The 13,186-nt window shown below is 40.8% G+C and carries 11 protein-coding genes and 3 tRNA genes; 1 reads left to right on the forward strand and 13 read right to left on the reverse strand.

The window, feature by feature from the left end:
* The 10 genes from ACT3SX_RS00805 to ACT3SX_RS00850 all read right to left on the reverse strand — a co-directional run bounded on the left by ACT3SX_RS00805 (position 1) and on the right by ACT3SX_RS00850 (position 12,458).
* Positions 1-810: a PilX N-terminal domain-containing pilus assembly protein gene (locus tag ACT3SX_RS00805; RefSeq protein ID WP_192518144.1), complete on the reverse strand. Its 810-nt coding sequence runs from the start codon at positions 808-810 to the stop codon at positions 1-3.
* Positions 807-1,820: a PilW family protein gene (locus ACT3SX_RS00810; RefSeq protein ID WP_225739057.1), complete on the reverse strand. Its 1,014-nt coding sequence runs from the start codon at positions 1,818-1,820 to the stop codon at positions 807-809. Before ACT3SX_RS00810 ends, ACT3SX_RS00805 begins: the two co-directional genes overlap by 4 nt.
* Positions 1,820-2,392, reverse strand: coding sequence for a type IV pilus modification protein PilV (pilV, locus tag ACT3SX_RS00815; protein WP_225739053.1), 573 nt, complete (start codon positions 2,390-2,392; stop codon positions 1,820-1,822). The genes ACT3SX_RS00810 and pilV overlap by 1 nt, the downstream gene beginning before the upstream one ends.
* Positions 2,392-2,853: a pilus assembly FimT family protein gene (locus ACT3SX_RS00820; protein WP_192518174.1), complete on the reverse strand. Its 462-nt coding sequence runs from the start codon at positions 2,851-2,853 to the stop codon at positions 2,392-2,394. Before ACT3SX_RS00820 ends, pilV begins: the two co-directional genes overlap by 1 nt.
* Before the next feature lie 523 nt (positions 2,854-3,376).
* The gene (locus ACT3SX_RS00825) at positions 3,377-4,186 is read right to left on the reverse strand and encodes a ComF family protein (protein WP_192518146.1); all 810 of its coding nucleotides are present in this window, start codon (positions 4,184-4,186) and stop codon (positions 3,377-3,379) included.
* A gap of 27 nt (positions 4,187-4,213) precedes the next feature.
* A complete protein-coding gene (locus ACT3SX_RS00830) occupies positions 4,214-5,713 on the reverse strand; it encodes a phospholipase A (protein ID WP_192518147.1) in 1,500 nt (499 codons plus the stop codon).
* Positions 5,714-6,270: 557 nt separating this feature from the next.
* Positions 6,271-8,427 carry a cytochrome c biogenesis protein CcdA gene (locus tag ACT3SX_RS00835; RefSeq protein WP_442069558.1) on the reverse strand — a complete coding sequence of 719 codons (2,157 nt, stop codon included), beginning with the start codon at positions 8,425-8,427 and terminating at the stop codon, positions 6,271-6,273.
* 235 nt (positions 8,428-8,662) lie between these two features.
* A complete protein-coding gene (locus ACT3SX_RS00840) occupies positions 8,663-9,211 on the reverse strand; it encodes a protein-disulfide reductase DsbD N-terminal domain-containing protein (RefSeq protein ID WP_192518149.1) in 549 nt (182 codons plus the stop codon).
* Between the two features lie 730 nt (positions 9,212-9,941).
* Positions 9,942-11,015 (reverse strand): hypothetical protein, encoded by a 1,074-nt coding sequence (locus tag ACT3SX_RS00845; protein ID WP_442069557.1) that lies wholly within the window; start codon positions 11,013-11,015, stop codon positions 9,942-9,944.
* A gap of 507 nt (positions 11,016-11,522) precedes the next feature.
* The gene (locus ACT3SX_RS00850) at positions 11,523-12,458 is read right to left on the reverse strand and encodes a helix-turn-helix transcriptional regulator (RefSeq protein WP_192518151.1); all 936 of its coding nucleotides are present in this window, start codon (positions 12,456-12,458) and stop codon (positions 11,523-11,525) included.
* A gap of 65 nt (positions 12,459-12,523) precedes the next feature.
* Here ACT3SX_RS00850 and ACT3SX_RS00855 point away from each other — a divergent pair, with 65 nt between their 5' ends.
* A complete protein-coding gene (locus tag ACT3SX_RS00855; protein WP_192518152.1) occupies positions 12,524-12,742 on the forward strand; it encodes a hypothetical protein in 219 nt (72 codons plus the stop codon).
* 18 nt (positions 12,743-12,760) lie between these two features.
* On the opposite strand, the gene ACT3SX_RS00860 is transcribed toward ACT3SX_RS00855, so the two are convergent.
* The 3 genes from ACT3SX_RS00860 to ACT3SX_RS00870 all read right to left on the reverse strand — a co-directional run bounded on the left by ACT3SX_RS00860 (position 12,761) and on the right by ACT3SX_RS00870 (position 13,125).
* Positions 12,761-12,836, reverse strand: a tRNA-His gene (locus ACT3SX_RS00860).
* Positions 12,837-12,875: 39 nt separating this feature from the next.
* A tRNA-Arg gene (locus ACT3SX_RS00865) sits at positions 12,876-12,952 on the reverse strand.
* Positions 12,953-13,048: 96 nt separating this feature from the next.
* Positions 13,049-13,125 (reverse strand) — tRNA-Pro (locus ACT3SX_RS00870).
* Between the last annotated feature and the right edge of the window lie 61 nt (positions 13,126-13,186).

The raw sequence follows: 13,186 nt of genomic DNA on the forward strand, positions 1-13,186 counted from the left end.
TCAGCTTAAGCAGCGTACGCTAATAGGTTTTGACTTATAGGCTTGCATTTGTGTATTAAATGGCACATTTAGGCTTTCTAGGCAAGCGTCAATACTGCATTCTACTTTTGTTTTTGAAGTATCTGCTTCACAGGTTTCTTTTAGCGCATCTGTATTGACATTTTTTAGACAGGCATTTATCTTTGCCGTACTTTCATCAGAAAAGGCTGGAACCAGTGAAGTTGCGTATACTTCAAAGTTAGAACACTCAAAAGGCGTCTGACCAGTTTGAGAAATCTGATCGTCTGTAAAAGTTTTATCGCCTTCCAAGCTATAAGGGAGCGCCTCTGTGACATCGCTCTTTGCAAACGTCATTTGTGTCACTGTTCGGCTTTCACCAACATAGTCTGCTGAATCTCCCACATCACAAAAACCATCATTTTTGCCAGAGATATAACCTGTGCCATCAGAAGTCTTCTCTGTCAGCTTAGTTTGATTAAAAAACCTACTGGTTTTGGGCCTGACACAAAATACAACCTCACGGCCTACATATTGTTTGCCAGGTCGGGTGACATAGCCTCGTACATTGTCCACACTATTACCCTGACCCAATGATCTGTCTTCTTTTTCAAGCTTGTTAAACGCCGCGTCAGTCGACTGAAAGGTTAATTTTCCAACCTGTGATGCCGTTGCGAGCCTTAGGTCCGTACTACCTCTTTGAATGGCTATAGTGCCAAGCAGAGTGATTAAGATAAGCACTAATAAGACCACAATCAGTACTGCGCCTGACTCTGAACCTCTGATCATGTTTTTTTTAGAAGTAGATATCATGGCTTACCTCTTGCGTTACGAATCAACGTCGTCGTTTCATATACATTTCTTAAGTACTGACGGTCATTAGCAGCCGCAGTATTGAGTTGCTGGTCGCGTCTATCTAAGACATTGAAGCGTAGGCTACTATTGGCTTGCTGAGTGGCTGTCGCGGTATCAGAATGGACAAGCAGCCCGACTTGCACACTTACAATACGTTGTCCTGCCAATGACGTCGGATCATTAGGTATCGGCTGGTAGATCAGTGCTAAATTTGTAGGATCTGTAGCAAAATCATTCTGAGCAGTTGTACCTAGCAGTACTCTAAAGTAATCTACATTAGGAATAACGATCATGCCATTTCCAGTTAAACCTGCTATATCTGCTGATACATCTATCCCTGTAGTATTAGCGAGGGTTTCATCATAAGTGTATATCAGTGATGCACAAGCCAAGCCATTTTTATTTGGAGTTATACTGGTGTCTGTACGAACAAAATAACGCTCTATGACATAATCGCCTTTATCAATCTCTTCACCATCACAGCTAAACATGTCATCCTGATAAGCTTGGTATTGAATAGTAAGCTGATCACTATTATCAATGCCGTCCAGATTACTCTCACTATCTGTATATTCATTGGTCGAAAGTATACTCGTCGGCAAAGGATCAGAGCCATTTTTTAATCCATTGAGGTTAGATTTAGACCACGGGCTCGTACCAGTACCTGTCGGCCTAGTCAGCACTATTCCACCTTGAGGCGTTAAATGATTGAGATAAAAACCACTGACTGTATTTGAATTTGCGCCGTAATTTGCTCGCCGTAAGTGTTTACTAAAATCATCAATACCAAATACCGCGTTGTCTTGAATCTGAGAGCCTGCTTGCTGGCGGTTATTATTGACGCTGCTGGTATAAAATATCTGTAATGCTGCTGCAGAGACTACAAGCCCTAAGATCAAAGCCACCATCAACTCTACTAATGTAAAGCCACTTTGATTTATGCTTACAGGATAGCCTGTTTTTTTCATCAAGTTATCTCCATAAACATGCATGTGGCTTTTGGATGATAAATACCACCTTTGGTGATTGAATCATCATCATTAGTCACTTGAGAGGTCAGACAGTAGTTTTTGTCAGCGTTTGTTCCAATTGTAGGACGGGTCTCCCCCCATGCACTTATAAGACACCATGAATACATAATATTATTAGCATTTTGTCCACCTGTACTGGGACAAGGATGTAGATTAACTGTAAAACCATGATTGCTCATGTCTTGTGTAAAGATATAAGACTCTGCTGTTGCTAACTGGGCGGGTGTACAAGTAGTCGTAGCACTACCGTATAAACCGCAACTGACAGTTGGTACTGTAGTTGAAGGTGAGTTGATCGCCGTCTGATAAGAAGTGATAGCTGTTGGGTTAAGTCTGATTTTTTCACCCATATTTCGCATCATGACAAGAGACTGTGTTCGCTCCAAGGATTCATCAGTTGCTTTGATTGCTTGACCTTGCATAGCGGCAAACCCTAATACAGCAATTGCCAGTATTAGTAGTGATACCATTACCTCTATCAATCCAAAGCCTTGCTGTTTATTTTTCATTAGCAATTTGTCCCTGCACATTCAAAAGCTCTCTTTGTGTTTACTCGCACTCTCTGAGTAGTAGCTGCTGCTCGAGTATCTCCTATGTCAATTGCTAGGTTTATAGCTCCACCCGCTATCGTCCTGATATTGCCTTCTTTATTTGTCTCAAAAGTAGTCACTGTGGTAGGCGTAAATGTCAGTGTACTATTACTATTTAAATCATAACTAGCAACTGTCGCGCCTTGACTCACTAAGGTAATCTGATGATCGGTGTCATCGTAACTCCACACAATATTACTACGCTTAATAGCACTTTCTGTTTTCGCTCTTGATATGGAGGTTTGGATAATAGTAGATGTTGACTTTATTTGGTTTTGCGCCAACTGCGTACTAATGCTAGGCGCGGCGATACTGACAATAATAGCGAGCACAGCAATCGTTACCATCAGCTCAATCAGGGTAAATCCTGAGCTATTCATTCGTAGTTTGGGCAATAGATTGTTCGTAGATGCGGTCACATCAAATCCCTATTTATAACGGTAATTGTCTATCTGATAACGATATTGAGCTAGAGAAAGTTAACCAATAACCCATATTTTTATATCGTTTTTTCTGCACTTCTTTACATCTGTGAACGTATAATTATGCAGTAAACCCTGCAATTTTTATTCCATAATTATTAACTGCTGCCCGATAAAGAAATAAACACAGCTACGTCAATAGTACAAGCTATCTAAGACTCGTCATTTTGTTGGTTGGTTTCATTCAATGTTAAACACATAATTTCTGAACAACTAACAAATTCATATATACAATTTTAACAATATAGCGTTAAGGAAACATATTAGCATATTTCAAGTTGCGAAAAGCAGCTATTCGCATCTATTTTTATCTTAAAAATAGTGATATCTATCACCAAATCAGAAAAGCTATGCAGCTAAGTTAGGATATTGAGCAAAATTTAGCCCTTGAAATGACTACTAACTGGATTAAAAATAAATCCTAGGATTGATTGCCATGTGCCACAGCATAAGCAGAAAGATGGTACCTATCATGCAGTGGACTATTCAGAGTAGTGTCTGTGAATGCTCTTGATAGAGTACGCCCTAATGCTTGCAAACTAGCACCTGTGGTCGCAACATCATCAAATAGCAGTAAGCGTCTGACGAGTGGGGTTTTGGTTAATGCAAAGGCATTGTCTAAGTTACTCAAACGCTCTGCGCGTGTAAGCCCTTGTTGACTGACGGTATCATCAATACGCTGAACTCCGTGCCATAAGGGTATCCGCCAATGCTTGGACAGTTGCGCTGATAAAATACCGACAGGATCGAAGCCGCGCTTGATCAGGCGCTGATTGGTCGTTGGCATGGCGACAATCACGCTATTGTCATGATGACAGCCATGTGGCCGTGGCAACTGGCGTATTGCATGCAGTAGCAAGGGTAACTTGGTCATATCTTCATGATGTTTAAAGGCCCTGATAGCTTCACGCATTGGATAGTCATAATAAGTAGCGGCTTGGATAGTTAGTGAACTACCAACAGCAATATCAACATCAAAAGGCTCCGGCAACCATGCGACACTATGATGGCAGTACGCACATAGCAATCCTTTATTTAAATGGTGATGAAACTGATGATATAGCCTACTAGAGAGGGAGTGGTCGCTTGATGAGCCAGTGGTATTTAATGATGGTTTGCCTGATGATAGCTGAGACTGTGGTGTGCTGCGATAAATACGACATAACTGGCAGTGTATATCAACATACTCTGCCAGCCATAAGCCAGTTTGATAAGGTGCTAATCGCCGCATAAGTGACCGTTGATACTCATACTGCTATCAGAATCCTTTCCAATCATTAAGTATGATTCCAATACCAATAGCGGTAGCCTCATCATTGTAATCGATAAGAGATTCACCATAGCCGTGGAACAACTGTACATAACCATTGACGTTTTTGCTTAGTGGATAGACATAGTCAATTTGTGCAGCGCCTTTATTACTATCTGGGTTATAACGCAATGTACCGCTGATACTCTGTTGTTTTGGCATATCATACAAGAACTTGAGATCACCATAGCCCATATAGTCTTCGATGTCAGGGTTGTCATCTTGACCGCTATCATCATCTACTCGAGCCCATAAGCGGGGTATAATCGAAAAATTGCCCCATTCAGCACCAGCCATTAAGTAAATACGATTCCATGAGCGTGACAACGGATCATCCTGTCCATTTGACTGATGCACTGCGCCTGCACCTAACATGCGTAAACGTCCACCAAATGGTAAGTTAGCAGCCACAGGTTGCGTCAAGAATATTTCAGGCTGATAATCCGTCGCACGGAATGGTCTTGAGTTGTCTTCGTTATAGACCTGCCAATGTGATTCTTGCGTATAACCAAACCATAAATCAGCATTACTATCGAACAAATCTTCAGCTACTTTGGTTTTTAAAGATAGCTGAAATTTCAACTCGGTTTCACGTCTATCATTAGGGGTGAAAACTTCTGTATCTTGTGATGGTGTGCTTGGACTCAAGTTAGGATCAACGGTATAAAACACGGGCAAAAGGTAGTTGGGATTATGTGGTCTAATGGTCCATGTACCACGCTCACTATTTTGATCTAAATCGTAAGCAAGACTAAGTGGCGAGTATTTTTCAATATCTGTTTGAGTGACTCCGACATTTTCTAAAATCTGTGCCTCACTTTGAGCTTCGCCGTTTGCCTCTAGGCTGCTGCTTACATCTACGCTACTGTTTGCATCTAACTTACTTGACGCATATCGCTGGTTACTCACTAGAACTGTCTCGGCATCTTCAACCGTTGTCCCACTCATAGCGCTCTCAGACTCGGCCAACACTACTTGTGGATTACCTGAGATCGTGCTTTTAAAGGTTTTTGCTAGATCTAGCGGCTGTTTAGTTGTTGTGTAACTTGGCGTCTTACCTTGCTCAGCAACTTTGTCAAAACAAGCCAAACGTGCAGCACTATTCTGTACTTGGCTACACTCAAAAAACAACTTCGCCTGCGCAGCAATAAACTCTTTACTGACTACTTTGCTAGTCTGATCCGCTTTATCAACATCTACCGACTGCCCGCCAACATCTTGTGGTATCTCATAATCTTGATATTCTACCGATTCCAATGCGGTCTCTGGTACTGATGGTAACTCACTGTAAGCCTGCTCTTCATTAGCAGCCTGTACTTGTGCCGTAAAGCAGGTCAATGCTATGCCAACAGCCATGGTTAAATGATGTTTTTTTGTTTGAAGGAAGATATTTTTTCTCGCTTTAATAAAAGACTTAGACGGTCGCTGTGCAATAATATGGGAAAACATAAACATCCTTTAGCTCACTGATAGTTCATAGCGTCAGCAAGTATATAAAGTAATAAACTTGATCATTAGCATCATTGCTAAAATAAAATAAGAAGCAAACTAAAACCAATGACATTCGAACATAAAAGTCAGCAATTACCATTGGTAATGTTTTTTTAGCATTGTTGCTTTATTGTAATGAAAATATAAGCACTATACTAGCGTTATCGCTGCACAATACAAATATCACTGTAAATAAACCATTTTAAACCAAAAGCTTAATACTAAAATAATAGATATATCTTGAGATAATAAAAAAGCCAACGTACTGTCACCATAGTACGTTGGCTTTGTCAGATTTTTAAGCCTAGGGTGTGTCCTCATTTTAAAAATGGTGATAAAAATAAGATAAATCGCCGTCAAATGAGGAAAATAGTGCAGGTAACATCAAGATATAGACCAACTATTTGACGATGTTTGGCAAAATTTAGCTATTTTTAGCCCATTTAGAGGACACTCGTTTGAATTGAGGACATGCCCTAGATAATAGATTTACTCGCATTATCAAAAATTAAGTATCAGTTGTTCAGCATCGTCAATGTCTGCTCAAACTCTGAACGACCGATTTCACCCACTTGTTGATTGGTCAATTGACCATCCTGATAATAAAGCAATGCCGGTGGGCCAAATAATTTATAACGCGCTAAGATAGCTTTCGAGTCAGCAGTCGTCTCAGTGATATCAAGTTTGACCAACTGCCAATCTTGCATTTGTGTTGGACGATTATGAAACAAATTTTTATCCATAATACGGCACTCTATGCACCACTCAGCAGTGACATCGACAATAATTTTTGGGTTGGCCGCGATAATAGCATCTAACTCAGCCAAGGTAGTGACCGTCTGATCAGTTGCATCATTAGCCGTTGTCTGACCAGAGGTCGCCTGCATCATCGGCGCTGCACTCAATGAGGCGAGCGGATGTAAACTGTCATCGTTGCCTAATGCTGCACCGACAACCAAACAAGCCGCCCAAATACCCGCGAGCAAGCCGAACGCTTGCGTCAGCATTCGACCTTTACCTAACCAGCCCCACGCCCATGTAGCAACAACCATAAACCATAATGCCCAAACCATTAGCATTATTGGTGATATAAAGACACGCTCAATTAATAATAGCGCCACAGCAAAGAGCAATAAAGCAAAACCTTGCTTGACCCAATTCATCCAATCGCCAGCTTTTGGCATTATTTTGCCTTGAGTCGCACCGATTAGAATAAGCGGCGCTGACAAACCAAAACCAAGCATAAATAAAGCAGCAAAGCCAAGCAATGGACTGCCAATCGTAGACACCGCAAGCAACGCACCAAATAGTGGCGCAGAGACACACGGTGACACAACCAACGCAGATAAGAAGCCAGCGATTAAACTACCGCTTGTACTACCAAGTTTTCTATCGCCCGCTTGACTCAAGCCTTGCATCTTACTACTAAGGGCTCGTGGTAAGTGAATACTAAATAACCCAAGCATATAAAGCGCCAGTAAAACAAAAATAATCGCAAAGCTAATCAGAATAATGGGGTTTTGTAACCAACCAATAATACCTAATGATTCGCCAAACACAGCAATAACAGCACCCAAAATACCATAAGCAGTCGCTACACCAATGGCATAACTGGTGGTTAAAATAACCCCACGTTTCACTGTTGGGTTCTGTTCACGAGCCACGATGTTAGCAACGATAGGTAGCATCGGTAATACACAAGGCGTCAACGCTAAACCAAGTCCTGCTAAAAACAATAAAACTAACGCTATCCAAGGATGAGAGCCTAAACCAAAAGGATCGCTATCGATCACGCTATCAGCAGCAATACTACTGTTTGGCGCGGTGCTCCCTACTGCTTCTCCATCTGTATCCGCACCAGAGATAGTATTGGTGGTAAGTAAGTCTTCTGAATCATCTTCACCTAGCAATGCATAATCAACAATCTCATCATCTGCTTGCCCTGCTTCAAAAACATCTGTACCCGTCGCTTGCTGATTTTCATCAGTCATAGCATTGTTATTTGTCTCAGAACCATCAGTTGAAGAGTTTTGGACTGTAGCAGAGTCACTAGTACTACTTACTGCTGATTGCTGTGATGTCGCTGCGATATTGATCGTAGTATTAATTTTTTCAGGTGGATAGCAGAGTCCTGCTTTTGCACAGCCTTGCCAACCAATGACCACCGCAGCATTATCTATACTATTGCTGTTGTTACTCGTCAACGTGGTCGTCGCAACCATATTTATCTGATCAAATACTGGCACTTGACCAAAGGTTGGATCATCAATTAATACAGGCGTCTGACTAAAAGTAAAAGGTGCCGCTGTCACGCCAGTCGGCAACGTCAGCTTGATTTGGTTTTGATAAACATAATGCCCAGGCGTGATATCAAAATTAATGGCTAAGCGTGTACCATTATCAGTAGCGTTAGTATCCGTAATAACCTGAAAGGCCTCATCTACTGGCAAAAACTTTGACGGATCGCTACTTTTTTTATTACCAAACAAGTCACCCAATCCAGCCGCTTGCGTGGTCATAGATACAGTTGTCAACCCCGTCGCTACTAGACTAGTAGGTAGAAATCCTGTGAACAATGAGCTGCTAGCAATTGTCAATGCCAGTAGATAAGATTTTTTAGTAGGACGATTTAGCGTTAGTGATGAGGGTTTTTCTGTTGCCTTAATCGACATGGGTGGCTACCTATTTATTACCAATATTCTATTTATGACTAGGGTCTGATGAACCTTCAAATATTAGGGCTACTGATTGCTAAAACTACACCAAACTAGGTGCAAGCCAATGATAATCTCGAGACTTTGACTTTAGCTAGGCTTGCCACAACGTTTGGAGTGATGTTAGCACCAGCTTTTTAGAACACCATATTTGAATATCAAACAGACACTGATGTATGAATCGATCCACTAACTACTGAACCGCAATATTAACAGTGGTTTTTATCTTTTCTGGTGGATAGCACAGCCCTGCTTTAGCACAACCTTGCCACCCAATCACAACCGGTACATTCTTAGCACCTTTACCATTGTTTGTTGTCAGCATAGTAGTGGCGACCATATTTTTTTGCGTAAATACTGGCACCTTACCAAAGGTCGGATCATCAATTGAAACAGGTGACTGACTAAAAGTAAAAGGCGTTGCACTCACCCCTTTAGGAAAGCTCATAGTAAGCTTATTTTTATAGACGTAATGCCCTGGCGTGATATCAACAGCAATAGATAAGCGTGTACCTTTAGACATTGCCTTAGTACTACTACTCACTTGAAAAGCTTGATCAACTGGTAAAAATTTCGATTTTTTCGCCGTGTTATTACTAAATAGCTCACCTAACCCTGCTGCCTGCGCACTCACAGATATCATGGACGACATACTCATAACAGTAAATGCAAGCACATAGATTTTTTTGGCAGCATGTTTTGATATTGTTGCCGATGTTGATGTTGACGTTTGGATTGACATAAATGATTACCTTTAACTGCTGCTTTTCAAGACTGATATGTATCTTTAATCTGTACAGTACACGTTGCATAGGCTAAAGGTGGCTAGCCTGTCACTCATCTATACAGAGCCTTATAACGTAAAAACTATATCGAATGGTATTCTTTGCCTACTAATAAAAAATATCAACCAATAATTATCTTATTGATTGATGTCATAGTCGATTCAATTTAAAAATAGTACAAAGCAACTGAAGATGTATACGTGATACCGCAAGCGAGACGCTGTCATGCTTTTTCTGTAATACTTTTATAGTGGAGTGACTATAGTATTGAGCAATGAGTCATTTAAAACGTCATACACCCCAAGGATACTTGTATAGATTTATAGACAGTTAATTCAATTTGGTGCTGACTACCACTAGGGTCTGTTGCTGACTATTCAATAACTCTCACTATAGCTTGACGAATGGTTTTACCATAGTAAAAATGTGACTCAGTCAACAATATACAACAGTAAGCAAATATTAAGAAAGCTATGGTATGTCATGAGTTAGATTGTATGACTTAAAATGAGAAGGATGGTAAATAAGAAAATTACCATTAAATAGACACCTTTCAAGCCCTATTACCAAGCAACCAGGTGATAACCATCCATCGCATTTACTTTGATAAATTGCAGACTTTAGGGTTTGGTACACACTCATCAATCAATGAAAAATACCGCCACACCATACCTAAAAATCCACCACTCAAAAAAGTGGTGTAGAGTCACTACTGTCTGGCATCAGACCTTTCAACAATAAAACGTCTAAATTCTGTTGTTGCAGTTTTTTATCGAAATCATTTACCTCTGCAATCAACATTCTTTCGATTCGCTTATCGCTAGAAAAAACACTCAAGCGGGCACAAATAACCGCCAGTTGATAAATGCGTTTTTTACAATAACCATCTAGCCCTTGTAACAGCCTAACCATATGCGGTGTTTCAAGACTGGCATAGTCATAATCTGCCACAACTTGTTGACCAAGTGCCATAACACTATAGCTAATAGATAAATGCGCACAAAAATAACAACTGAATAAATAGCCAACAACATGACCAATATAGTAACCACGATCATAGGTAAAACTACTCACGCCAAAGTGGCTGAGGACGTAGTTATTGAGACTACCTTGATCAAGGATAGGTTTGGCATGTTTTAGCTTACCAATAGTCGCAAAACACAATGGGTTGCGACCATCTTGAGTAGTGAGCTGCCAACCTGCTGGTTTTTGGGCTGGCATGTGACGAACAACATCAGCAATGATATCATCGACGACATGCAACTGCTGCCAAAGACGTTCTAGTCCATCCGTATCCATCAAACCACGTTTATCGAGCTGCTGAGCAAGCAAATATTTCTGACGTTCTACGAACTGTGGTTTTAGCGTTTGCACCAAATACGTAGGACGGGTGCCCGCTGAAGCCATGTATAGCAACCGAGTACGATCATATTGAGAGTGATACAGTGCCACACGCTGCTCTGCGATATTGGTCTGACTATCAGCAGGTTTTTGCATGGCAACATTGCTATCAGCAGCCACAGCAGCTGAGCTGTTAGATATTACCGTCACGTCTTCTGAGTGTGGTAACGTAAACAATGCTAACAATGCAGCTTTATCAAGAGGCTCAGCCACACTATCTGCTTGCACACTATCTGCAAGGCATTGGTCGTCTTCACCCTTGCCTTTGATGTGGTTTGTATTGCCTTGTTTTTTTGCGCATGCAACAGAGCCTTGTTGGTTCTCGGCTTGTGCATCTGGCTTTGCAGTCGGTTCAGTCATAACATACCATCAGCAGTATAAATAAACATCATCTAGGCCGTGCGATATGAACACCATGTAGTGAAATATCTTACGCTAAACACAAACGCTCATACCCAGATAACTCATTAGCCCATAGTAACTGAATACAAGCGCATTGTCAGCCGTACATCGTCGAAATACTAGGGCGTGTCCTCGTTTTGAAAATGGTAATAAAATGAGATAAGTAGTACGAATAATATCAAGTCATTAGCAAGCTACTTGATGCAGCTTGGCAATAGTTTAACCACGTCTGGTCCATTTATAGTTTAAATTGAGCACACAGCCCTACTATGGCTAAGTATATTTAACGTAAACTAGGGTGTGTCCTCATTTTAAAAATGGTAATAAAAATGAGATAAATTGTAGTCAAACAAGGAAAATAGCGCAGATAATATCGAGATATTAGTCAGCTATTTGACACCGTTTGGCAAGATTTAGCCATTTTTAACCCATTTAGATGGCTATCGATTGAATTGAGGACACGCCCTAAACCATTATTCTTTTTTGATACTGTTGACGATATACTTTGGGGGACACCCCATATACACGCTTAAAGGCCTGACTAAAAGTAGAATCTGATGCATAACCAACTAACTCACTAATACGGCCAATACTGTTTTGCTGCAAACGCAAATAACGGGCAGCTAAACGTAGGCGATAATCCATAAGATAAGTCAATGGCGGTATGCCAACCGTATCTCTAAAACGCTGTGCAAAGCTTGATCGTGACATCCCAGCTACCCCAGCGAGCTTATGTATCGTCCAACTTTGATTGGGGGATTCATGCATAGCCACCAACGCTTTGGTCAAAAAAGGATCTTTCATAGCTTTTAGCCAGTTTTCCGTCGCCTCAGGTAAGCTTTCAATATACACACGCAAACACTCAATCATCATAATGCTTGCCCAATGATTGATAACAGCGGTCTTCCCCATGCGATCACGCTCAGCCTCTAGGGTCAGCAGCTTAATCTCTACGTCAATCACTTCAAACCTACCATCAGATGCGTCGTTAATTTCGGGTAAAATTGATGGCAACACAGATAATAAAGGACGTATCATCTCTTTATCATACTTACATTCAATTAATATCAAAGAGGAGTTGGGGTCACCATTACCATCAATATCCAGCGTATGTTTTTTACAATTGAGCAATGAGTCATCTAATGGTTCAGCAGCATCGCCATGATGATTTAACGCATAGCTAACATGTCTATGTGCATTAGGAATCATAATCATATCACCAGCATGGGCCTGTCGTAGACCGTTACCGACATCAATACAAAAGCTACCAGACATGACCAAATAAAATAAAATCGTATCTTTCCTAGTAATTGAATAAGACCAATTACCAGCACCATTTAACCGATAGTATTTGGTTTCAAACAAATGCACATTTTGTAGCAATACGCTCAATGCGTCCATCAATCATTTCCTCGATAAGATAAGGTCAATATATTCCATACACTATATGGCTTTAAAGGTTTCTCATGACACCTGACTTAAAAACGTATCGCTATTGGTCTATATCAAAGCAAATAAAGAATAATGAAACAAGCACAGAGAAATGCGGCTTATTAAAAACAACCTATAATAAGATACAACAGAAAAAATCAGACAGACGCAAAAAAATGCCAAAAGAGGCAGACAGCATAGTTTATATTAAAATATTTTTGAAGAAAAAGCTTAGAACTAACAAGGAAGGATAAAAATAGCACAGAAAAAATTGGGGCGACTGATGGGACTCGAACCCACGACAACCGAGATCACAACCCGGGGCTCTACCAACTGAGCTACAACCGCCATAACTATTACCTGAGAAGGTAAGATTTGCAGGCTAGATGGTGCGCCTGGCAGGATTCGAACCTGCGACCACCTCCTTAGAAGGGAGATGCTCTATCCAGCTGAGCTACAGGCGCTCTTAGAGGGCTTTTATACATTAAATTTAGTTTTAAATATAGCAGAAACTAAACCATTATACATAAAAAAAAGCCTGTAAGGCTCTTAAAAATAGATGGTCGGAGTGATAGGATTCGAACCTACGACCCTCTGGTCCCAAACCAGATGCGCTACCAAACTGCGCCACACTCCGAAATTTCCTATTATCACGATAGGTTTGCTTATTGACTTGTTATTGGTAATACCGCTAACTT

Origin of the sequence: Psychrobacter sp. AOP31-B2-9, assembly GCF_052378005.1 — a bacterium.
Classification (GTDB): Bacteria; Pseudomonadota; Gammaproteobacteria; order Pseudomonadales; family Moraxellaceae; genus Psychrobacter.